General features: G+C 59.6%; 22 protein-coding genes. 7 read left to right on the top strand and 15 right to left on the bottom strand.

All coding sequences use genetic code 11. From position 1 onward, the window contains the following. Positions 1–63: 63 nt before the first annotated feature. The 8 genes from BLU71_RS06015 to BLU71_RS05980 all read right to left on the bottom strand — a co-directional run bounded on the left by BLU71_RS06015 (position 64) and on the right by BLU71_RS05980 (position 7,010). The gene (locus BLU71_RS06015; RefSeq protein WP_083352545.1) at positions 64–717 is read right to left on the bottom strand and encodes a DUF2931 family protein; all 654 of its coding nucleotides are present in this window, start codon (positions 715–717) and stop codon (positions 64–66) included. After that, a complete protein-coding gene (locus BLU71_RS06010; RefSeq protein WP_083352544.1) occupies positions 717–2,258 on the bottom strand; it encodes a T6SS phospholipase effector Tle1-like catalytic domain-containing protein in 1,542 nt (513 codons plus the stop codon). Before BLU71_RS06010 ends, BLU71_RS06015 begins: the two co-directional genes overlap by 1 nt. A gap of 356 nt (positions 2,259–2,614) precedes the next feature. After that, on the bottom strand, positions 2,615–3,136 hold the full coding sequence (locus tag BLU71_RS06005) for a GNAT family N-acetyltransferase (protein WP_064363497.1): 522 nt from the start codon (positions 3,134–3,136) through the stop codon (positions 2,615–2,617). Between the two features lie 158 nt (positions 3,137–3,294). Next, positions 3,295–4,206 carry an SEL1-like repeat protein gene (locus tag BLU71_RS06000; protein ID WP_083352543.1) on the bottom strand — a complete coding sequence of 304 codons (912 nt, stop codon included), beginning with the start codon at positions 4,204–4,206 and terminating at the stop codon, positions 3,295–3,297. Positions 4,207–4,387: 181 nt separating this feature from the next. Next, complete coding sequence (gene arsH / locus BLU71_RS05995; protein ID WP_083352542.1) at positions 4,388–5,086, bottom strand: arsenical resistance protein ArsH; 699 nt, start codon at positions 5,084–5,086, stop codon at positions 4,388–4,390. A gap of 9 nt (positions 5,087–5,095) precedes the next feature. After that, a complete protein-coding gene (locus tag BLU71_RS05990) occupies positions 5,096–5,566 on the bottom strand; it encodes an arsenate reductase ArsC (RefSeq protein ID WP_064363500.1) in 471 nt (156 codons plus the stop codon). Between the two features lie 26 nt (positions 5,567–5,592). Continuing rightward, positions 5,593–5,940 (bottom strand): metalloregulator ArsR/SmtB family transcription factor, encoded by a 348-nt coding sequence (locus BLU71_RS05985; protein WP_042606695.1) that lies wholly within the window; start codon positions 5,938–5,940, stop codon positions 5,593–5,595. A 185-nt stretch (positions 5,941–6,125) separates the two neighbouring features. After that, positions 6,126–7,010 (bottom strand): LysR family transcriptional regulator, encoded by an 885-nt coding sequence (locus BLU71_RS05980; protein ID WP_083352541.1) that lies wholly within the window; start codon positions 7,008–7,010, stop codon positions 6,126–6,128. Between the two features lie 133 nt (positions 7,011–7,143). Here BLU71_RS05980 and BLU71_RS05975 point away from each other — a divergent pair, with 133 nt between their 5' ends. Beyond that, positions 7,144–8,796: a GMC family oxidoreductase gene (locus BLU71_RS05975; RefSeq protein ID WP_083352540.1), complete on the top strand. Its 1,653-nt coding sequence runs from the start codon at positions 7,144–7,146 to the stop codon at positions 8,794–8,796. 129 nt (positions 8,797–8,925) lie between these two features. Then, positions 8,926–10,548: an MFS transporter gene (locus BLU71_RS05970; RefSeq protein WP_042609387.1), complete on the top strand. Its 1,623-nt coding sequence runs from the start codon at positions 8,926–8,928 to the stop codon at positions 10,546–10,548. A gap of 57 nt (positions 10,549–10,605) precedes the next feature. On the opposite strand, the gene BLU71_RS05965 is transcribed toward BLU71_RS05970, so the two are convergent. After that, the gene (locus BLU71_RS05965; RefSeq protein ID WP_042609386.1) at positions 10,606–10,968 is read right to left on the bottom strand and encodes a DUF427 domain-containing protein; all 363 of its coding nucleotides are present in this window, start codon (positions 10,966–10,968) and stop codon (positions 10,606–10,608) included. A gap of 192 nt (positions 10,969–11,160) precedes the next feature. On the opposite strand from BLU71_RS05965, the gene BLU71_RS05960 reads away from it, so the two are divergent. Together BLU71_RS05960 and BLU71_RS05955 are read left to right on the top strand one after the other, a co-directional pair. Continuing rightward, positions 11,161–13,104, top strand: coding sequence for a DNA topoisomerase III (locus BLU71_RS05960; RefSeq protein ID WP_083352539.1), 1,944 nt, complete (start codon positions 11,161–11,163; stop codon positions 13,102–13,104). Between the two features lie 543 nt (positions 13,105–13,647). Next, positions 13,648–13,977: a hypothetical protein gene (locus BLU71_RS05955; protein WP_042609383.1), complete on the top strand. Its 330-nt coding sequence runs from the start codon at positions 13,648–13,650 to the stop codon at positions 13,975–13,977. A 189-nt stretch (positions 13,978–14,166) separates the two neighbouring features. Here BLU71_RS05955 and cynR read toward each other — a convergent pair whose 3' ends face one another. After that, entirely contained in the window at positions 14,167–15,039 is an 873-nt protein-coding gene (gene cynR / locus BLU71_RS05950; RefSeq protein WP_083352538.1) for a transcriptional regulator CynR, read from the bottom strand. A 121-nt stretch (positions 15,040–15,160) separates the two neighbouring features. Between cynR and cynS the strand changes: the two genes are divergently transcribed. Both cynS and BLU71_RS05940 read left to right on the top strand, forming a co-directional pair. Continuing rightward, on the top strand, positions 15,161–15,628 hold the full coding sequence (gene cynS / locus BLU71_RS05945; RefSeq protein WP_064363505.1) for a cyanase: 468 nt from the start codon (positions 15,161–15,163) through the stop codon (positions 15,626–15,628). Between the two features lie 56 nt (positions 15,629–15,684). Next, complete coding sequence (locus tag BLU71_RS05940) at positions 15,685–16,344, top strand: carbonic anhydrase (RefSeq protein WP_083352537.1); 660 nt, start codon at positions 15,685–15,687, stop codon at positions 16,342–16,344. 111 nt (positions 16,345–16,455) lie between these two features. Here the strand turns inward: BLU71_RS05940 and BLU71_RS05935 are convergent, their stop codons facing one another. Both BLU71_RS05935 and glsB read right to left on the bottom strand, forming a co-directional pair. Continuing rightward, positions 16,456–17,958, bottom strand: a complete 1,503-nt coding sequence (locus BLU71_RS05935) for an aldehyde dehydrogenase family protein (protein ID WP_083352536.1) — start codon at positions 17,956–17,958, stop codon at positions 16,456–16,458. Positions 17,959–18,150: 192 nt separating this feature from the next. Then, positions 18,151–19,059, bottom strand: coding sequence for a glutaminase B (glsB, locus tag BLU71_RS05930; protein ID WP_042609378.1), 909 nt, complete (start codon positions 19,057–19,059; stop codon positions 18,151–18,153). Positions 19,060–19,198: 139 nt separating this feature from the next. Between glsB and BLU71_RS05925 the strand changes: the two genes are divergently transcribed. Continuing rightward, positions 19,199–19,687, top strand: a complete 489-nt coding sequence (locus BLU71_RS05925; RefSeq protein WP_065616126.1) for a GFA family protein — start codon at positions 19,199–19,201, stop codon at positions 19,685–19,687. Positions 19,688–19,810: 123 nt separating this feature from the next. Here BLU71_RS05925 and BLU71_RS05920 read toward each other — a convergent pair whose 3' ends face one another. The 3 genes from BLU71_RS05920 to BLU71_RS05910 form a co-directional block, all read right to left on the bottom strand. Next, entirely contained in the window at positions 19,811–21,097 is a 1,287-nt protein-coding gene (locus tag BLU71_RS05920) for an ATP-binding protein (protein ID WP_083352535.1), read from the bottom strand. Continuing rightward, on the bottom strand, positions 21,098–21,805 hold the full coding sequence (locus BLU71_RS05915; RefSeq protein ID WP_065616125.1) for a response regulator: 708 nt from the start codon (positions 21,803–21,805) through the stop codon (positions 21,098–21,100). Between the two features lie 176 nt (positions 21,806–21,981). After that, complete coding sequence (locus tag BLU71_RS05910; RefSeq protein ID WP_083352534.1) at positions 21,982–22,590, bottom strand: tRNA-(ms[2]io[6]A)-hydroxylase; 609 nt, start codon at positions 22,588–22,590, stop codon at positions 21,982–21,984. Positions 22,591–22,621: the final 31 nt, after the last annotated feature.

Raw genomic sequence — 22,621 nt, 5'->3', positions numbered from 1 at the left:
CACTGGCGGCCGTGCATCGAAATTGAGCGCGGCGGCACAATGGACGACTCACGGCTTCAGCGGTTACCAACTCCCGTATGGGATGCCGAATTTTTCGATGTAACGTTTGGACTTTTCGCTTACGGGATATGCGTAGCGCCCTTGGTTCTTGCCTTGGCTAGGCCCTAGCGGTTCTATCTCTGCCTGCGCTCTCGCGACTTTGACAGGATGGTGGCATGAGTCTCTGACCCAAACCTGCACTACCCCTCCAGGCGCCAATCCCAAATAGACCGATGAAATATAGGTGCTCCGCTGCTCCGGTGTTTTCGCGCAGCGCTGGCTAACCGAAGTCCGCATCAGTTGCCTAGCTTCTTCCGGTATATCCACCCAGGCTCGATAGGTCTGAGGCTCTACGATGGACTGCCAGCGAACGAAAATTCGTTTTGGGAGATCAGCGCCGACCACCGCTTTTGCGGACGCGCCCACTCCGTCCCAGCCTCGGGCAGACTCAGTACCATCTTCTGGGTACCCGCCCGACGCAGAACCTCCACCCGTGCGCAGAAACGTCTTGCCCCTAATGTCTTCCACAGCAGTGTCTTCAACCCATACTTTCATGTAGTTGGGTTCGGTAAAACCGAGTTCCCACCATGGAGATTTAGGGTCGTTCTTTGCTGACAGCGGATCGGCATTACAGCCAGCCACAAAGAGCGCGCACAGCAGTGCTGTAAATAACTTCATTACCAAAGCGTCCAGTCCGGTACGTGTGGGTGCTTTACTCGGATTGCATCTTCCGTGGGGGCGTTGATGTAAACAGCTCTGATGCCACTTCCATCTCTCCTGCCAAGCGGATGGTTCCAATTGGCGGATGTGTGAATGTACTTGAGTTTGAGGATGTGCTCCTCCTCTGGCGTGGTGCTGTAGTCGCCGGCGGCAAAACGAGCACACATGGGCTGAAGCTCTTCAGGAACGGCGAAGTCTGGCGTCTCGGGAATGTCTTCGAAGCGAACGCCTTTGGCTTTGGCGAGTTGATGCATCACGCGCAGGCTCACTCTCGACAGTAACCCACTCACCGGACGCTTGAGTTGAACGGCGGCGTAGACTCGTTTGACTCGAGGACTCAGTCGATCCTGAGGACTGATCGGCATCAGTAAAGGAGGTGGTGTAACGACTTCAAGCATTTCGGAAGGCCAGCCATCGGCTAACCACTGATTTCTCACATTGACCGCATCCCGGTAGATCGATGTGGTGGTGATATCCGCGTAGTTGCCGACCTCTAGCGTTTGCATTGGGCTAATGAGCACACATTCTTCAGCTTCCTCAAGGTAACCGCCACCCACATCGGAATGCACACCTGGCAAGACAATTTCCGGATGATCCATCGCTACTCGATTGAGAGCGAAGTTAGCCCTGCACTCATCCCGCGCAGCCAACTGCACAACGTCGGTGAAGTAACGTCGGTCGAGGTAGAGTTTGATTCCTGTTGCGACTGCACTTTTGATATTGCCCAAATTGGACCATCCAGCAATCGACGGTACAGTGTCGAACAAACCAATGAAGCCCATGTTGATGTCGCTGTGGTATTGGTCGACAAAGGTCGAACTGAGCGCATCGGACTGATTGCGAAGAATCTCGCCCAAAGGGCCTTGTCTGCCACGCACAATCTCATTGGCGAAATGTCTGGCGGCTGCCGCACCGCGACTGAAGCCAAATGTATCGAAGGTCAACGAAACAATTTCACTACCGGGATTTTTGTCCAATACCTCAGTGATACGCTGCTCGATCACTGCGAAAGAGGATTGCACTCGCCCTGCAACGCCGGTTTCGCCACGTCCTGTACCGGCGCCGAACTTACTGTCTTCTTCACCCGAACGGGTACCTATGCCTTCGACGTAGACCATACCGAAAGCTTTCTTTCGTGGCCCCTCTCCCTCAGCGAGTCGCGTCGCCCCATACAGTTCACTAAGCTTTTTCACATTGCTGACATCGTTACCATAACTACTGTCCGGGTCACTCATGTAAGGCTGGCAGCTGGCGGGAATATCCTCAGGCGCAATCGGATGCTGAGCGCCACACAACAACCCAGCAGCAGAGTTGTTCGCATTATTCCCAGTACCATCAAAGAAAACCCCAATCCTCAACGCAATGCCGATTTTTTCAGGTTCGCGCGCAGGTTCTTTCCCGTACTTCTCATATTCCGCCCAACGCTCGGCATGAATATCGACGGGTTTGGCTTCTTCGTAACGAAAATTTTTCGGGGGGTTGGGTACGTAGCCACTCATCCGTGATTCCTGGTTCTGATCCTTGAGAACGGCCCGAAGGGTGACAGCCGAGACTGGGAGACGCAAGCTGTGGCCGTGTGCCAGCCAGGGTGTGCCCCCTCGTCGGGGTGGGGGTTAGCTGGCGATTTCGCCGAGCACCTTCGCCACCAACGAAGGTGGTGGCCATACGCGGGTGGGTAGACCTGTAACTAGGACCCGCCTCCCCCGAAGGTGTACTGCGCATGAGGGGTGACTGGGCGGACGCTTTCGCGAGCAAGCTCGCTCCCACAGTTTTTTTGTCTGGTTTAGATAGAGGGTGATTGGGCTGGCGTCATCGCGAGCAGGCTCACTCCTACAGGTTTGCGTCTGGCTTTGGATCAGGCGTCTTGTCGTTGGATACGGAATACGAGGCTTGGGGCTTTGCCGGGGACGTCGTCGAGATCGCCGAAGCGGTGCATGCCGATCTTTTCCAGTACGCGAATTGAGGCGACATGGTCGGGCCTGACCAGTCCGAATACTTCAGGTAAACCGAGGTAGTGGAACGCGTGGGTCAGCGCGGTTTGGGCGGCTTCTGTTGCGTAACCGTGACCCCAGGCTTCGACGGCGAAGCGGTAGCCGAGGTTGATGACCGGTTTGCCCAAATAGTCATGGGTAGCGATGCCGGCGAATCCGAGGATGTTGTCGGGGGCCTGGGTGCTGCTGATTGCCCACCATCCGTAGCCGTGGGTTGCCCAATGTTGCAGCCAGCGACTCAGTAGGGCTTGGGCTTGGGCGATGTCGGTCATTGGACCGGCGGGATTGAACTGGTTGGTTTTGGGGTCGCCGAAAATCGCGAACACGCTGGGCAGGTCTGCTGGTTGTGGGCGTCTGTAGATCAGGCGTGGTGGCATGTCTGACATGATCAGAACCTTTGAAAGGTGGCAAAACCGGGCTGGAGCACGAATCAGCATTCAAAAATAATACAAGAACAGCTTTCGTTCGCCTTGAAGAAAGCTGCCGATCGTTTTGCCATCGTCGGCAGCCGGCCCGGCTCGTCCGGTTTGCGCAGGGAGAAGGCTTACTTTTTTCTGCTCTCGTTGAGCCTCTGCAGTGGGCTCTTGCCGTCTGTCCTGACGACCGGGATCGCCTGATAACTCTTTTGGCCCGGGGGCATGATCGGGTCGCCGGGGAAGCGATAGTCGCTAAAGGCTTGCATGACTCTCTGATCGAGGGCGGAATCGCCTGAGCTTTGTAGTATCGAAAGCACCGGTGCCAACGCGCCGGGGGTGTACTCCAGCTGCACTTGCACCGGTTTGCTCGCAGACGTCGAACTGACGTTGCTCTCCAGAGACTTCTCTATGACTTCAACGCGTTTTCTGAGGCCGCTCTGCACACTGGCGACAAAAATTTTATTGTAGCGCTGTTGCTGCTCGATCGTCAGAGTCAAGCCTTTACCGCGCAGGCGTTCGATGCCTTGCCATGAGGCATCGCCGAGGTACCGCGTTGCATTGAAGTAGTGCGTCAGCGCGCCTTGCAGATCCTGCGGGCCGCCTCGCCCTTCCTCCATGTATTTGGCCAGTTTAGCTTCACTGCGATGCTGTTCGGGTTTGCTCACAGCACGCTGATAAAACTGCCGTGCATCAAAGTCATTGACCGGCCCGCCGATGCCTTCTTCGGCCATCCGCCCAAGTTGGCCGTAGGCGCCGGGGTCTTTATCGGCTACGGACTGATACAGGGCTTTGGCTTTGGTAGTGTCCTGAGGCACACCGCGCCCTTTCTCGTACAGGTCGCCCAGCATGATCGTGCACGGCAGGTTACCGCTCTTGCTCATATCGCGGATGTAGCTGACTTCCAGCGAGCTAATGGATTTATCGTCCCAGTAAGCGAAGCAGCGCAGATTGGAGAGATCTGCGGTCTGGGTATCGGAACTGCTGCTTTTGCAGCCAGCAACGAGTGCAGTAAGCACCAGTACAGCAACAACCTTGTTCATGGATGGCATCCGTTGAAATCGTGCAGATTTCATCGGCAGGCAGGTGCGAAACCTGAAGTGTCGGTTATTCGAAAACACCAGAAAAACTCGTCGACACCATCGCCACGCAGCATTCGTCAGCTGCAGGCGGAATAAGCCTGTTGGCAACTTGAACGCAGCCGTTACTCGCCGCGGGACGAGGTCAGATCGATCGCTGATTCACCCGCGCCATCAACTGTTCAGCACTCTCCTTGCGCTCGGAATAGCGATCCACCAGATGCGCCTGCTGGCCGCGCAGCAGCACGGTGAATTTCACCAATTCCTCCATCACATCCACCACGCGATCGTAGAACGGCGAGGGTTTCATCCGCCCGGCGTCGTCGAATTCCATGTAGGCCTTCGGCACCGAGGATTGGTTGGGGATGGTGAACATGCGCATCCAGCGGCCGAGGACGCGTAGTTGGTTGACCACGTTGAACGACTGCGAGCCGCCGCAGACTTGCATCACCGCGAGGGTTTTGCCTTGGGTCGGGCGGACGGCGCCGAGTTCGAGGGGGATCCAGTCGATCTGTGCTTTGAACACCGCGGACATGGCGCCGTGGCGTTCTGGCGAGCACCAGACCTGGCCTTCCGACCACAGCACCAGATCGCGCAGCTCCTGAACCTTCGGGTGGTCGACCGGGACGTCGTCGGGCAGTGGCATGCCGGACGGATTGAACACGCGGGTTTCGGCGCCGAAATGTTCGAGCAGGCGTGCGGCCTCCTCGACCAGCAAGCGACTGAAAGAACGTTCACGGGTCGAGCCGTAGAGCAAGAGGATGCGCGGTTTGTGTTCGCCCATTAACGATGGCTCGTCTGCGTCGAACAAGGTTGCGTCGAGGTTGGGCAGATGATCTGACATGGGGCCTCCTTACAGCGCGCCGATGCGGTCGAGTTCAGCCTTCAGTTGTTCGCGAGTGAGCGAGTGAAACGGCAGATCGAGGAAGGCCTGACAGCGTTCGCCGATGCGCATGAGGGTGGCCTGGAACGCCGCGTCGATTGCAGCTTCGTCGCCCTGCACTTCGGACGGATCTTCCAGCCCCCAATGTGCTTTCAATGCCGGGCCGAAATACACCGGGCAGGTTTCCCCGGCGGCTTTGTCGCAGACGGTGATGACAATATCCGGTGGATCATTTTCGAAAGCGTCGTTGCCTTTGCTGTGCAACCCGTCGGTGGCGATACCGTACTTTTGCAACGTCGTCAGGCTGCGGGGCAGCACTTGGCCTTTGGGGAAACTGCCAGCACTCACCGCTGTGAAGCTGCCGGTCGCCAAGTGATTGAACATGCCTTCGGAAAGAATGCTGCGGCAGCTGTTGGCCGTGCACATGAACAGGACTCGCATCGATGCGCTCCGTAAAAGTTGAAGATTCAGCAGCAGGCGCGTTCGCGCACGGGACGGCCATCCATGTACTGCAGGCGCGCGGCGTTGTCCTTGAGCCACTCGACATTGGCTTTCGCGGTCACCTGGAGGATTTCGCCGATCCATGCCGGCAGCTCAGGGTTCAGCCGGTAATACACCCACTGGCCCTGACGGCGGTCGAGCAACAAACCATTGCTGCGCAGTTGCGCGAGGTGGCGGCTGATTTTCGGCTGGCTGTCGTCCAGCGCACACATCAGCTCGCAAACGCAGAGTTCACCTTGCTCGGCGATGAGCAGAATGGCGCGGACGCGGGTCTCGTCAGCGAGGCTTTTGAAGACTTCGGTGGGGGTGATCATGGTGATCGGCTCGCCATATGCGGGAAACCGAATATACGGATATCCATATATTTATCAACTTGAAATGCGATTCCTTGTAGGAGAGAGCCTGCTCGCGATAGCGGTGTATGAGTCAAAGCTAGCTTCATAGACACACCGCTATCGCGAGCAGGCTCACTCCTACAGGAGATTTGTGTGATGCAGGACTAACCGCGCAATAGACCCTGCTCTGCTTCGCACAATCCCACTACATAATCCCAGACCACCCGCAGCCGCACCGATTTGTGCAACTCCCGCCGCGTGCTGATCCAGTAGCTGCGCTCGATGCTTTCATCCGGCAGCAGCGCCACCAGATCCGGGTCGGACGCGGCCATGTAACACGGCAGCACGGCGATGCCCAATCCCGAGCGCGCCGCTTCCTGCTGAGCGATGACGCTGGTGCTGTGAAACACCACGCGCGGGCTGCGGCAGAAGCTGTTGAGGAACATCAGTTCCTGGCTGAACAACAGATCGTCGACGTAGCCGATCCACGCGTGTCGACCCAGATCTTCGCGGCTGTGCAGCGGCGGTGCCTTGTCGAGGTAGCTTTGGCTGGCGTAAAGCGCCAACCGATAATCAGTGAGTTTGCGCGTGACCAGCATGTCAGCGGACGGTCGTTCGAGGTGGATGCTGATTTCCGCTTCACGGTTGAGGATGCTGACGAAGCGCGGCACCGCGACCAGTTCCACCTCAAGGCCGGGGTAGCGCTCGAACAGACCGATCATGCGACTGGCAAGAAATTTGATGCCGAGGCCTTCGGTGACGCCAACGCGGATCTTGCCCAGCGGCGCCGTGGACTGGGTAATTTCCTCCTGCGCCAGCAGCGCGACATTTTCCATCGCTTCGGCGTGCTTGAGCAGCGCCTCCCCCGACGGGGTCATTTCATAGCCTTGGGCATGCTGAACGAACAGCGCAGTGCCGAGGCTTTTCTCGATCGATTCGATATGCCGTGCCACGGTGGCGTGGGTGGTGTTGAGCCGGCGCGCGGCGGTGAGCAAGCGGCCGCTGCGTTGCAATTCGAGAAAAAAACGCAGGTCGTTCCAGTCGAACATGGCGGGTCCTTGTCGGCTATCGTCGCTGAACGCTGTTTGAAAACGCACAGCGGCTGCGCAAAAACTAACATTCTTTTAACGAAAGCTAACAACTAGAGTGTCCGACAATAAAAACAAAAAGCGAGGTCAGGGCATGCAGACGTCCCTCGATGAATTCGACTACATCGTGGTCGGCGCCGGCCCCGCCGGGTGCCTGCTGGCCAACCGGCTATCCGCAGACCCTCAGCATCGGGTGTTGCTGCTCGAAGCCGGCGGACGCGACAACTACGCCTGGATTCACATTCCTGTGGGTTACCTGTTCTGCATCGGTAATCCGCGCACCGACTGGTGCTTCAAAACCGAAGAGCAACCGGGTCTCAATGGCCGTGCGCTGAGTTATCCGCGCGGCAAGGTGCTGGGCGGCTGTTCATCGATCAACGGCATGATCTACATGCGCGGCCAGGCCAGCGACTATGACGGTTGGGCGGCGGCCGGCAATCCGGGCTGGGCGTGGAAGGAGGTGCTGCCGCTGTTCAAGCAGAGCGAAAACCACTTTGCCGGCGGCGCCGAGTTTCATGGCGATCAGGGTGAGTGGCGGGTCGAACAGCAGCGCCTGTCGTGGCCGATTCTGGATGCCTTTCGCAGCGCTGCCGAGCAAAGCGGCATCGCCAGCATCAATGACTTCAACCAGGGCGACAACGAAGGCTGCGGCTACTTTCAGGTCAACCAGAGAGCCGGGGTGCGCTGGAACGCGGCCAAGGCCTTTTTGAAACCGCTGCGAGGCCGGGCGAACCTGACTGTGCTGACCGGCGTAGAAGTTGATCGTGTCTTGCTGGAGGATGGCCGCGCGACGAAAGTCAGCGCGCGTCATGAGGGCCAGATCAAACGATTCAAGGCGCGCAAGGAGATTGTCCTGTGCGCGGGTTCGATCGGCTCACCGATTATTCTGCAGCGCTCCGGGATCGGTCCGCGGCCGCTGCTCGAGCGTTTGGGTATCGGCGTGATTCATGAGCTGCCGGGGGTTGGCGGCAACCTGCAGGATCACCTGCAACTGCGCCTGATCTACAAGCTGGAAAACGCCCGAACCCTGAACCAGATCGCCGGCAGCATGTGGGGCAGGATGGGCATGGGTCTGCGTTATCTGTACGACCGCAGCGGCCCGCTGTCGATGGCGCCGAGTCAGTTGGGCGCGTTTGCGCGATCCGGTCCCGAGCAGACTTCGGCGAACCTGCAATATCACGTGCAACCGCTGTCGCTGGAGCGCTTTGGCGAACCGTTGCACAGTTTCCCGGCGTTCACCGCTTCGGTGTGCGACCTGCGCCCGCAGAGCCGTGGGCGCGTCGAGATTCGCTCGGCCGATGCACAAGCGGCGCCGCTGATTCAGCCCAATTACCTCAGCCATCCGCAAGACCTGCGTGTCGCCGCCGATGCGATTCGCCTGACCCGACGCATCGTCAGCGCCCCTGCCCTGCAGGCCTTCAAACCGGTGGAATACCTGCCCGGCGCCAACCTGCAAAGCGAAGAACAACTGCACGAAGCGGCGGCGAAAATCGGCACGACGATTTTCCATCCGGTCGGCACGTGCCGCATGGGCAACGACGGCGACGCGGTAGTCGATGCGCAACTGCGCGTGCACGGCGTGCCGGGGTTGCGGGTTGCCGACGCCTCGATCATGCCGAAAATCACCTCGGGCAACACCTGTTCGCCTACGCTGATGATTGCCGAGAAGGCGGCACAACTCATGCTCAAACGTAATGTTGTAAACACCGACCCTGTAGGAGTGAGCCTGCTCGCGATGACGGAGTAACATTCGACATTTTCGTTGGCTGACACACCGCCATCGCGAGCAGGCTCACTCCTACAAGGGACCGCGTTTGATTCAAGGACATCGAGCACCAGTGGAACAACAAAAACAATCACTGTGAGGGATACCGATATGTCAGACCACGCTCAGCCGCTGGACGCTGCGGGCAGCGCCGAGACCAGCAACGCAACGCAGAAAGTCATCTTCGCCTCATCACTCGGGACAGTGTTCGAGTGGTATGACTTCTTCCTCTACGGCGCCCTCGCGGCGGTGATCAGCAAGCAGTTTTTTGCCGGGGTCAACGACACCACGGCGTTCATCTTCGCGCTGATGGCGTTCGCCGCCGGCTTCATTGTGCGGCCGTTCGGCGCGCTGGTGTTCGGCCGATTGGGCGACATGATCGGGCGCAAATACACCTTTCTCGCAACGATCATTCTGATGGGCGTGGCGACGTTCTGCGTGGGCCTGCTGCCGACTTACGCCAGCATCGGCATCGCCGCACCGATCATTCTGGTGGTGCTGCGCATGCTCCAGGGCTTGGCGCTCGGTGGGGAGTATGGCGGTGCGGCAACTTACGTGGCCGAGCACGCGCCGATCGGCAAACGCGGTTTCCACACCAGTTGGATTCAATCCACCGCCACCCTTGGCCTGTTGCTGTCGCTGCTGGTGGTGCTCGGTTGCCGCTATTTTACCGGCGATCAGTTTGAGGTGTGGGGGTGGCGCATTCCGTTCCTGCTGTCGATCGTGCTGCTGGGCATCTCCACCTGGATTCGCCTGAGCCTGCACGAGTCACCGGCCTACCTGAAAATGAAGGAAGAAGGCAAAACCTCAAAGGCGCCGATCCGCGAATCGTTCGGCAAGTGGGAAAACCTCAAAGTCGTGCTGATCGCCCTGTTCAGCATCAACGCCGGGCAAGCGGTGACGTTCTACGCCGCGCAGTTCTACGTGCTGTTCTTCCTCACCCAGTTCCTGAAAATGGACCCGGCGGTGGCCAACAGTCTGTTGATCATCAGCGTGGTGATCGGCGCGCCGTTCTTCATCTTTTTCGGCTGGCTGTCGGACAAGGTCGGGCGCAAACCGGTGCTGATGCTCGGCCTGCTGCTGGCGACAGCGCTGTACTTTCCGATCTTCAAATCCCTGGCCCACTACGCCAACCCCGCGATCGATCTGGCCAGCCGCCAGGCACCGATTACCGTCCTCGCCGATCCGGCCACTTGCACCTTCCAGTTCGATCCAGTGGGCAAGGCCAAATTCGACAGCCCGTGCGACAAGGTCAAAACCTTTCTGGTCAAGCAAGGCCTGCCCTACACCAGCGTCGCTGCGCCTGCGGGTAGCGCCGTGCAAGTGAGTGTCGGCGACGTGAAACTGGACGGTTTCGATGAGGCGGCACTGCGCGGCGCAATCACCCTCGCCGGTTATCCGCAACAGGCCGATATGCAGCAGATCAACAAACCGATGATCGTCGCCCTGATCGTTGCGCTGATCATTATCTCGGCCATGTGCTACGGCCCGCTGGCGGCGCTGATGGTCGAACTGTTCCCGACGCGCATTCGCTACACCTCCATGTCGCTGCCGTATCACATCGGCAACGGCTGGTTTGGTGGCTTCCTGCCAACCGTGTCGTTTGCGCTGGTGGTGTATACCGGGGACATTTTCTATGGGCTGTGGTATCCGGTGCTGATCACCGGAGTGAGTCTGGTGGTGGGAATGATCTGCTTGCGTGAGACGAAGAATATCGATCTCGACAAGAACTGAACCCTGGACAACGCTGTTTCTGTGGCGAGTGAGCTTGCTCCCTCGCCACAGTTATATTCAGACATCTCCTTTGATCACTTCGAATTTCACCTGGTCCGGATAAAACGCCACGTAGTCGCGGATCGGTGCGACGGAGACCTTTGGATTTTCGTACGTCCATACCGCGTTCGCGCCCTCATGTCCGGGCACCTGAAGGCTGAAGTAATTGGCGTCGCCCTTGTATGGGCAATAGCTGGTGTGGTCGGTACGGGCGAAATATTTCTCGTCGATGTCTTCGCGGGGAATGTAGTAGACCGGCGGGTAGTTGGCCTCCTGGAGGATCAGCGCGTGGGAGGACGCAGCGACCTGGATGCCGTGGAATTTCACCAGCAGGCAGCCCGGCAGTTGTTCGAGGCTGATTACGGGACTGGGGCTTTTCATGAGGTTCTCCTGAACACAGCGAAGAGACCGGTTCAGGTATAGCTGATGGGCCCGGGCACGGCCGGCCGTGCAGCCGAACGGTACAAACCTTCAGCAACGCTTTATCTGTATATCCATACAGATAAAAGTTGCCGCGGCCGCAAACTCCGGCCATCCTGTGCCCACTCCACACACCAACCAGCGATGGCAGATATGCGGCTGTACCTCTGTGAAAAACCTTCCCAGGCCAAAGACATTGCGGCCGTGCTCGGCGCCAGGCGTCGTGGCGACGGCTGCTGGCTGGGGACAGACGTCACAGTGACCTGGTGCATCGGCCACTTGCTCGAAACCGCGCCGCCGGACGCCTACGACGCGCGCTACAAACGCTGGGTACTGGCGGATCTGCCGATCATTCCCGAAAAATGGAAAATGACCGTCAAGCCGCGCACCGCCAGCCAGTACAAAGCGGTGAAGCGCCTGCTCGGCGAAGCCAGCGAACTGATCATTGCCACCGACGCTGACCGTGAGGGCGAGATGATCGCCCGGGAACTGGTCGAACACTGCCGCTATCGCGGGCCGATCCGCCGCTTGTGGCTGTCGGCACTCGACGAGGCGTCGATTCGCAAGGCGCTGGCAGCGCTGAAGCCGGGAGCCGAAACGTTCAGCCTGTATCACTCGGCGCTGGGACGTTCGCGGGCGGACTGGCTGATCGGCATGAACATGAGTCGACTGTTCACCCTGCTCGGGCGTCAATCCGGTTATCAGGGCGTGTTGCCGGTAGGTCGAGTACAGACGCCGACGCTGCGACTGGTAGTCGACCGCGACCGCAGCATCGCCGACTTCGTGCCGGTGCCGTTCTGGGCGATCGACGTGGAACTGCTGCACGACGGCACAGCGTTTACCGCGCAATGGCGCGCCCCGGCGGACGTTTGTGATGATCAGGATCGCTGCCTGAATCAGGCGTTGGCCCAACAGGCAGCAGCGGCGATCAACAGTGCCGCCAGCGCCCAAGTCATCAAGCTGAAAACCGAGCGCATGCGCGAAGTGGCGCCCCTGCCCTTCGACCTCGGCACCTTGCAGGAAGTCTGCTCGAAGAAGCTCGGCCTCGGCGCCCAGGAAACCCTCGATATTGCCCAGGCGCTCTACGAAACCTACAAAGTCATCACCTACCCGCGCAGTGATTGTGGCTTCCTCCCCTCGAGCCAGCACAGCGAGGCACCGGCGATTCTCGCAGCGTTGCGTCAAGCCGATCCGAGCCTTGAAGCCTTGCAGGGTTTTCTCGAACCACAGCGGCGCTCGCGGGCGTGGAATGATGCCAAAGTCAGCGCTCACCACGGCATCATCCCCACCATCGCCGCGAAGAACCTCGAACGCCTGACCGGCAAGCATCGCGCGGTGTACACGCTGATTCGCGCGCGCTACCTGGCGCAGTTCCTGCTCAATCACGAGTACGATCGCACCCAGGCTGATTTCGATTGCAACGGGCAGGCGTTACGCGCAGTGGGCAAGCAGATCATCGAACCGGGCTGGAAGCGCGCACTGCCCGAGGCATTGGCCCCAGCGAAAGGCCGCGAAGCGCCCGCGCCGCAAACCTTGCCGGCCCTGAGCCAGGGCGTCGAATGCGCGGTGTCGCGGGTAAATCTCAAGGATCTGTGGACGCAACCACCCAAACCCTACACCGAAGGCGATCTGATCAAGGCCATGAAGAACGTTGCCAAACTGGTCGAGGATCCGCTGCTCAAACAGAAACTCAAGGACACCACCGGCATCGGCACCGAAGCCACCCGCGCGTCGATCATCCAAGGCTTGCTTGATCGCGGGTATCTGGTGAAGAACGGCAAGGCACTGGCGGCGACACCTGCCGCGTTCAGCCTGATCGACGCGGTGCCACGCGCAATCGCCGATCCTGGCACCACAGCGATCTGGGAGCAGGCGCTCGACATGGTGCAAAGCGGCGAGATGAGTCTGGAAGAGTTCGTCACCAAACAGGCCGCGTGGATGAGCAAGCAAGTCACCCGCTGCTCTGCCCTCAGTCTGACCATCAGCGGCCCGCCTCCCGCCGGCAAAGCCGCAGCGCCGTGGAAGAAAAAACGCAAATCCACTGCCAGCAAAACCACTGGCACGCGTAAACGCACGGCGCGGCCAGCGACCCGCTGAATCCATCGCGGTTCCTGTCTCTACGTTGCTTGAACGGTTGTTTTCTCATTCCAAAATGGCTTTGTCCGACAATATGTAGTGCTTGAAAATAATCACTACAAAACCGTTGACGGCATCGTTTTGCTTTTGCATGATGAAGACGTTCCCCGATCGGGAGCACTGGTAACACGCTTGAGCAAACTCGTCTGACCGCCGAGTTGTTTTTTCCGGATACACGCTGCCCACAAGGCAGATTGAAGAAGCTGACCTGGCCTGAACGTCCAGTACAAGGACGAGAAGCGCTGGCGAAAATTCTCAAGACGCTTGTGGCCGACACTGGATATGTCGTCAAGGAGCCTCCCGGTTTTCGCTGCTTCTCCTCGTTGTGACGCTATTGCGTAGCAGTTATTCAACACGACTACATGCAACAGATGCACGACCCCGTACTCCACACGGGCGAGCGCTGACGTCCTGGTTTCGGTGCCAGGGATCAACTAACCGATGGGCTACCTGTATTAGCGAATCAACTTTGAAAGATCACCAGACTGGTCAAGGGGCATAACAATGAATCTGAACAATCAACCCACCATCGAAGAACTGGCTCGTATGTTCGCGGCGCAGAAAGACAGCCACGACAGCCATATTCTCTGGATCAGCAAATCGGGCCAGGTGCACATCGACTGCCTGTCGCCCCACGCTGGCGAAGAAGAATTCGACCGCAACCACCAGAACCTGCTGGCCCGCCTGAAGATGTACCGCCGCGGCCATGGTTATGTCGGCAAGAAGGCTGCGGCCGACAAGGACTTCATTGGCAATGTACTGCAGACGCTGAAACAGGCGTGGGACTCGATGCAGAACAACAATGAAGTTCGGGTGATTGATCGGTTTTATTGAGTTGTAGATTATTTGACTGAAGGGCCTGCTTCCGATTTGGAGCAGGCCCTTTTTTACATCCCGAATTCAGCGCATAGCCCTGTAGGAGTGAGCCTGCTCGCGATAGCGGTTATTCAGACACGCCTTCTAACTGACACACCGCTATCGCGAGCAGGCTCACTCCTACAGGGATAGCGTTGCCTTGTGCCCCTATAGTTCCAGCACCAATTCCACAAACGCCAGCGCCGCCGCACTGTGGTAATTATTCCTGCGCCGCAACAACGCCGCGCCCCGCTGTGGCGCCTCCCCTTCGACACGCAACCGGCGCAGTGCGCGGTCTTCGCTGGCAATCGCTTCCGGCAACATCGTGGCCAGCGGGGAATGCCGCACCACTTCCAGCAAAGTACTCACCGAATTCACCTCGATCCGCACCTGCGGCGTAATCCCGTGCTGATGGAAATACTCATCCACCGATAACCGCGTGATGAAGCCCGGGGCCAGCAAGGCGAAATCCAGTGAAGCGACGTCCGTCGGCGTCATCGCCGAAGGGCTGTCGTACAGCGGATGCCCAGGCCCGACCATGATCCCCAGCGTCTCGGTAAATGCCGGCAGGCATTCAATCTCGGCATTGCGCACCGGCGTAAACGCGATCGCGACATCCAGCGAGTCATCGGCGAGGCCGGCCTCGATGTCATCCATCGACAGTTCGAAGATTTCCAGATGAATTCCGGGAAACCGTGCCCGGTAATCACGCACCAACGGCCCGACCAGATACGCCATGAACGTCGGCGTCATCGCCAGGCGCAGGGTGCCCCGGGACAAATCCTTCACATCGTGCAACGCGCGCTGCCCAGCCTCCAGCTCCACCATCACGCGCCGCGCGCATTCGATGTAGGCCGCACCGGCATCCGTCGGCTTCACTGTGCGCGAGGTGCGATCGAACAGACTCACCCCGAGGGTCTCTTCCAATTGGCGTATCTGCTGCGACAGCGTCGGCTGCGAGACATGCAGCGCTTCGGCGGCGCGGGTGAAACCACCGTGATCGGCTACTGCCAGCAGATAACGCAAATGTCGCAACAGCATGGGCACACCATCTATAGGCAGGGCTTATGCGCAGCATTGTATATGGGTCTTGGACGCTATGGATGGGCCGGCGCAAGATTGCCCCCACACAGCAAGCCAACCCCTTGAAAGGAGTGACACCATGCAACAGTCCCACGCCTACAACGACAACAGCCTGGCCCTGACTACTCGCGTTCTCGACGCCAAGGCGAAAAAAGATCTGTCGTGGCAGGATCTCGCCGACGACACCGGCCTCAGCCTGGCCTACGTCACAGCGGCCCTCCTCGGTCAGCATCCGCTGCCGCAAAGCGCTGCCCAAGTGGTGGGTGACAAGCTCGAACTGACCGCTGATGACATTGCCGCTCTGCAGATCATTCCTCTGCGTGGCAGCCTCAGCGGCGTGCCCACCGACCCGACCATCTACCGTTTTTACGAGATGATCCAGATCTACGGCACCACGCTCAAGGCGCTGGTGCATGAGCAATTCGGCGACGGCATCATCAGCGCGATCAACTTCAAACTGGACATCAAGAAAGTCGAAGACCCGGAAGGCGGCTCCCGCGCCGTGGTCACCCTCGACGGCAAGTTCCTGCCACTGCGTCCGTTCTGACGCGCCCGGCCCGCACCTTGTGCGGGCCATCCGATTTCTGCCAAGAGGACACGCCCATGAAAGCCCTGATCGACGGCTTCCTGAAATTCCAGAACGAAGCTTTCCCGCAACGCAGCGAACTGTTCAAACACCTGGCGACCACGCAACAACCCGGCACGCTGTTCATCACCTGTTCCGACAGCCGTGTGGTGCCGGAGCTGCTGACCCAGCAAGAGCCCGGCGAACTGTTCGTGATCCGCAACGCCGGCAATATCGTGCCCTCCTACAGCCCGCACCCAGGCGGCGTCTCGGCGACGGTGGAGTATGCAGTGGCGGTGCTGGGTGTGAGCGATATCGTGATTTGCGGCCACTCCGATTGCGGCGCAATGACGGCGATTGCCCAGTGCAAATGCATGGATCACCTGCCCGCCGTCAGCGGTTGGTTGCAGCATGCCGAGTCGGCGAAGGTAATGAACGAAGCGCGCACGCATGGCAGCGATGCGGCGAAGTTGAGTTCGATGGTGCGCGAGAACGTCATCGCGCAACTGGCGAACATCCAGACCCATCCGAGCGTGCGCCTGGCCCAGGAGCAAGGTCGGCTGAATCTGCATGGCTGGGTGTATGACATCGAGACCGGTTCGATTGACGCATTGACATCGGATCGCCGCACCTTTGTGCCGCTGGCGGAGCAACCCACGACTTGCGCGATCAGCGCGCAAGCCAGCCACGCTGCCTGACCCGCCCCTGTAGGAGCTGCCGAAGGCTGCGATCCTTTGATCTTGATTTCTACCCAAAATCAAAAGATCGCAACCTTCGGCAGCTCCTACACGGCGCGGTCCGGATTTCAGTCAGCGTTTCACCGTGAGATCAATCTGAGTCATCCGGCTGCGCACTGTAAACACGCCATCACCGGAAAGAATCGCACTGCGCGCAAACAGCCTGCCGCTCTCCCAATTCGAAAGGCCCAGTTCCGGCTTGTTCAGTGCGTACTGGCCATCCACCCAACGAGTGATGCCGTTGCCCACGAACGGCGCGTTCACTGCGTTGTAGAAGCGTTCCTGAACCGCCGCATCCTCGCTGATCAAGGACACGGTGAATTGCGGGCTGTAGCGGTTGAACAGCGTAATGGCCTGATTCAGATCCTCGACGATCATCAGGCTGACCTCCGGAGTTTCTTCCCATTCCCACTCACGGCCCAGGTCCGATTCAGGCAAGGATTCGGCCAGTGCCTCGGTCCGGTAACCCTCGGCGCGATAAACCTCGACCGTCGCGTTTTGCCATTCGCCTCGCAAGCAGCTTTCACTGCCCTCGACGATGTGCAACTTGCAGCCTTGACCGCGCGCAGTGCCGGCATCTTTCAAGGCATCGAGAAACAGCGGCACCAGTTCGGCGGCACGTTCACGCTGGATCAGGCAGACGTTCAAGGTGTTGCAGACCTTGCGGTCCAGCGAGTTGCGCACCACTGCCGCGAAGCGCGTGGCGTCGGCATCACGGTCGGCAATCAGCCATGCACCGCCGGTGCCGTGCAGGCTGACGGCGGTGCCGGCCTGCTGGGCGATGCTGCCCAACTGACTGACCGCCCGGCCCGAACCGCGCGCCACGGCCAACGACAGACGCCGATCGGCGAACATCGCCCAACCGGCGGCATGATTGACGCTTTCCACCAATGACACCGCGCCAACCGGTAAGCCGGCTTCGGCCAGTGCTGGATTCAGCGCGTGAGTGACGATGGCTTGTGCAGTGCCCAATGCATCGCTGCCGATGCGCAGTACTGCGGTGTTGCCGGTGCGCAGCACCCCGGCGGCGTCGGCAAATACGTTGGGCCGGCCTTCGAAGACAAACGCGACGATGCCCAGCGGCGAGACCACCTGTTCGACCTTCCAGCCGTCATGTTCGACGCTGCTGATCACCTTGCCGCGCGTCGGTGGCGCATCACGCCAGGCGCGCAGGCCGGCGATCATGTCGCGGCGCATCCGCTCATCAGCGAGCAAGCGAGTGGTCGAGCGACCGCGTGCCTTGGCCCGTTCGATGTCGGCGCGATTGGCGGCTTCGATCTGCGTCCAGCACTCAGGATTTTCCAGGCGCTGGGCAAACAGGTCGAAAAACTGGCTGATGGCTTCATCGGACACCGCCGACAACGCAGTGAATGCCGCTGCCGCACGCTCGATTGCCACAGAAGCGGCCTGTTGATCGGCCACGGGGATCAGCAACAACTCGCCACTCACCTGCTCGACCAGCAAATGGTCACCGGGCTGAAACCGCGCAGCCAGTTCGGGGCTGACCACGGTGACGCGGTTACCAGCGAAAGGGATCGGCGTGCCAGCGACTAGACGTTCGAGCGCAAGAGACATGAAGCGGATTCACCATGCAGAGGGCGGCCGGAAAATGTAGCGGATTACTGGCTGAAATACACCTCTTCAATCCACCGAAAAAACCTTGTAGGAGTGAGCCTGCTCGCGATAGCGGTAGACAAGTCGACATTATTTTGTCTGGCATACCGCTATCGCGAGCAGGCTCACTCCTACAAGGGGACTGTGTGAGTTTCAGAAGACGGACCAGCCAATCCTTGAGCTCAGCAACTCCAGCGCCGCCATCCCCGCCAGCGAATTGCCGGCCGCATTCAATTCCGGCGACCACACGCATACCGTAAATTGCCCCGGCACTACCGCGACGATCCCGCCGCCCACCCCGCTCTTGCCCGGCAGACCGACGCGATAGGCGAAGTTGCCCGCTTCGTCATACAAACCGCTGGTAGCCATGATCGAGTTGACCTGCTGGGTCTGGCGGCGCGTGAGGATCTGCTCGCCGCTGTGTTTGCAGAAACCGTCATTGGCCAGAAAGCAGAACGCCCGGGCCAGATCGATGCAATTCATCCGCAGCGCGCAGTGGCTGAAATAGCTGCGCAACACCGCTTCGACGTCGTTGTGAAAATTGCCGAACGACTGCATCAGATAGGCCATCGCCGCATTGCGCGCGCGGTGCTGGTATTCGGAGTCGGCGACCTTGCCGTCGATCATGATTTGCGGATTGCCGGACAGACGCCGGACAAAATCACGCATCGACAACGTCGGCGCGGCGAAGCGCGACTGATTGATGTCGCAGATCACCAGCGCCCCGGCATTGATGAACGGATTGCGCGGGCGGCCGCGCTCGAATTCCAGTTGCACCAGCGAGTTGAACGGCTGGCCGGAAGGCTCATGACCAAGCCGTTCCCAGATCGCCTCGCCGGAATGATCGATGGCCTGCACCAGGCTGAAGACCTTGGAAATACTCTGCACCGAGAACGGCGTTTCAGCGTCCCCAGCAAAGTACATTTCGCCGTCATTGCCGTACACGGCGATGCCCAATTGGTTGGCCGGCACCGTGCCGAGGGCGGGAATATAGTCAGCGACCTTGCCCTGCCCGATCAGGGGCCGGACGGCGTCAAGGATCTCGTTCAACAGCGCTTGCATGCCGGGTTCCGAAAGTCTCGCCCCATGGGATCGCGGGGACACTGGGGCTAGACGCTGCGCCCGCCGGTCGCATCACACCGGCAAGCGCTGCGCAAAGTGTTCTAGGCTGAACCGGACCATTCAGACACGGGAGAGCACCATGCACCTCGAAGGCTCCTGCCATTGCGGCGAAGTCACGTTCAGCCTCGACAGCGTCCACCCCTACCCTTATCAACGCTGCTACTGCTCGATCTGCCGCAAGACCCAGGGCGGCGGCGGTTATGCGATCAACCTCGGCGGCGACGCGACCAGCCTCAAGGTTCGCGGGCGCAAAAACATCAGCATCTATCACGCGAAGATGAAAGCCGAAGGCGACAACCGCGCCCATCGCAGCAGCGCCGAGCGCCACTTCTGTTCGCTGTGCGGCAGCGGTTTGTGGCTGTTCAGTCCGGAATGGCCAGAGTTGATTCATCCATTCGCCTCGGCGATCGATACGCCGCTGCCGGTGCCGCCGGAACACACGCACCTGATGCTTGGTTCGAAAGCGCCATGGGTTGAGGTCGAGGCCAAGGCTAAGGATCAGCAGTTCGATGAGTATCCCGAAGAGTCCATTGCCCAGTGGCATGAGCGGCTCGGCCTGACTAGCTGAACACCGCCCCTTGTAGGAGTGAGCCTGCTCGCGATAGCGTTGTGTCAGTCGACTCATCATTGAATGACCTAGCGCTATCGCGAGCAGGCTCACTCCTACAAGGGGCCAGCTCAGGCACATCACTCAATCCGGATGCGCCCAGGTCATCCTGAACAACGCCCCACCCCACGCCGAGTCACCCACCTCAACCTGCCCGCCATGGGACTGCGACACCCGCCGCACCAAGGCCAGGCCCAAGCCAAATCCACCCGTACGTCGATCCCGGCTGGCATCCAGACGCGAAAACGGTTCGAAGATTTTCTCCCGCCCTTGCAGCGGCACGCCCGGCCCGTCATCGCTGACCCGCACTTCATAGTCATCGCCGTTCCGCAGCAGGGACACCTCTACGCGCTGCTCGGCGTAGCGGATGGCGTTGCGCAGCAGGTTGATCACCGCCCGCGCCATGAACCGCGGTTCGATGCTCACGGTGTCGACCCGGCAATCGCCGATCGACAACTGCACCCCCGCCGCTTCGGCCTCCAGCGCCACACTGCCGACAACGCTGTCGAGCCAGTCGGCCGCGTGAACATTCTCCCGTTTGATCACCGTCGCGCCGTGTTCCAGGCTGGCGTAGGTCAGCAACTCCGAGACCATTTCCTCCAGTTCACCGAGGTCGGCATACATGTCGGCGATCAGTTCGCGATTCTGGCTCGCGCCCGGTTGCTGTTTGAGCTGATCGAGTTCGAACGACAGCCGCGCGATCGGTGTGCGTAATTCGTGGGAAACGGCATTGGTCAGTTCGCGCTGATTGGCGATCAGCCCCTCGATGCGCGCCGCCATCAAATTGAAGTGCTCGGCCAGATCACGGATATTCGAGCGCCGCGATAACTGGATGCGCACCGACAGGTCGTTGTCGCCGAAACGCTCGGCGGCCAGCCGCAGCTTTTCCAGATCGCGCCAGTGCGGCCGCACCCAGAAAAACAGCACGATGCCGATCAACACCGCCAGCATCATGTACGCCGCCGTGATATAGAACGGCATCAGACTCGGCTCGGGCGGCAACTTGATGCTGAGCAACTGCGAGCCGCCATCGATGTTGCTGATGAACTGCGTGTAATCGTCGCGGATCACCAACAGATTCCGCGCCAGTTCGGCTTTTTCCTGCGGCGTCAGGGCCAGTTGATCGGCCTCGACCAGACTCAGCGACAGACCGTAATGGGCGCGCAATGAATCGAGTTTCTGCTCACGCTCGGCACCCTGGCGGCCTTGCAGATGATCCACCAGCGACCACGCCTGACCGCGCACGGCTTCACGGTTGTAGTCCTGCATCTGGCTGTCGAGCAACGCGTTGAAGGTGTGTTCGACGGTCTGCAAAGCCAGTACCAGCCCCACCGTCATTACCAGAAACAGTCCGAGGAACAAGCGCAGCATCTACAACTCCCACGCGAACGGATTGAACAGATAGCCTTTGCCCCACACGGTCTTGATGCACACGGGCTCGCGGGGATTGTCCTTGAGTTTGTTGCGCAATTTGCTGATGTAGACGTCGACGCTGCGATTGAGGCCGTCGAAAGCGATGCCGCGCATGCGGTTGAGAATGTCATCGCGCGAGAGAATCTTGCCCGCCGCGCTGGCGAGCAACCAGAGCAATTCGAACTCCATGGTCGTCAGTTCGATCAGCTCACCGGCCAGGCGCACTTCACGGCAACTGCGGTCAATGCCCAATTGCCCGAACTCAAGAAAACTGACCACGCTGGTGTCCGGCATCTGCCGCCGTTGCAACGCACGCAGCCGGGCGAGCAGTACCGGCGGTTTGATCGGTTTGATCAGGTAATCATCGGCACCGGACTCCAGCCCGAGGATATGATCAAGGTCGTCTTCCTTGGCGGTGAGCATCACGATCGGCGTCTCCGACACACTGCGAATTTCGCGGCACACCTGCAAACCACTCTGCCCCGGCAACATCAGGTCGAGCACCACTACCTTCGGCTTGAATTCGAGGAACGCGGCCACGGCCAGATCGCCGCGATGCACCGTGCGCACCTCGTAGCCGTGTTGTTCAAGAAAGTGCGCGATCAGTGCGGCCAGACGCTCATCGTCTTCGACCAGCAGGACTTTGCCAAAACCCAGGTTATCCATAACGACCGTTGCCAAGCCAAACGTGGAAGGGCCGATATTATGCGGGCAATCGTCGTTCAGGCGATGACGCCAGACAGCAAAAACCGGCCACGCGGGCCGGTTTTCGGTGATGTTTCATACTCTTAAGAATTTTTTACAATCAGACGATGATGGCCGTTTTCGTAGGAGCTGCCCGGTCATGCGGCGACCGGCACACCGCTGTGGAAGCGGAATTCCTCGTCCGGTGACTCTATCAGTGCTTGCTCGGCTGCACGGACGCGCTCGATCACCTGCGCGACATCCTTGGCATCACCATACTGACAGGCCAGTTTCAGATAACCCTGAAAATGCCGCGCCTCGCTTTTCAGCAGACCGAAATAGAACTTGCCCAGCTCTTCGTCCAGATGCGGCACCAGGGCTTCGAAGCGTTCGCAACTGCGTGCTTCGATGAACGCGCCGACCACCAGCGTGTCGACCAGTTTCACCGGCTCGTGACTGCGCACCACTTTGCGCAGGCCCGAGGCGTAACGGCCGGCGTGCAGCTGACGCAGCTCGATCTTGCGCCGCTTCATGATGCGCATGACTTGCTCGTGGTGCACCAGTTCTTCCCGGGCCAGGCGCGACATCATGTTGATCAGGTCGACGTGGGCGTGGTACTTGGCAATCAGGCTCAGCGCAGTGCTGGCGGCCTTGAACTCGCAGTTCTTGTGGTCGATCAGCAGGATGTCCTGATTGGCCAGTGCCGCCTGGACCCAGGCGTCGGGCGTGCGGCAGCCAAGGAATTCGTGGATTTCGGGAAGGATCATGGGGCTCACGGTAAAAGGTGTTCGAGCGAAG

This window comes from Pseudomonas moraviensis (assembly GCF_900105805.1).
In the GTDB taxonomy this organism is placed as follows: domain Bacteria; phylum Pseudomonadota; class Gammaproteobacteria; order Pseudomonadales; family Pseudomonadaceae; genus Aquipseudomonas; species Aquipseudomonas moraviensis_A.
The sequence above is the reverse complement of the archived record's forward strand: the minus strand, read 5'-3'. Positions and strand labels throughout refer to the sequence as shown.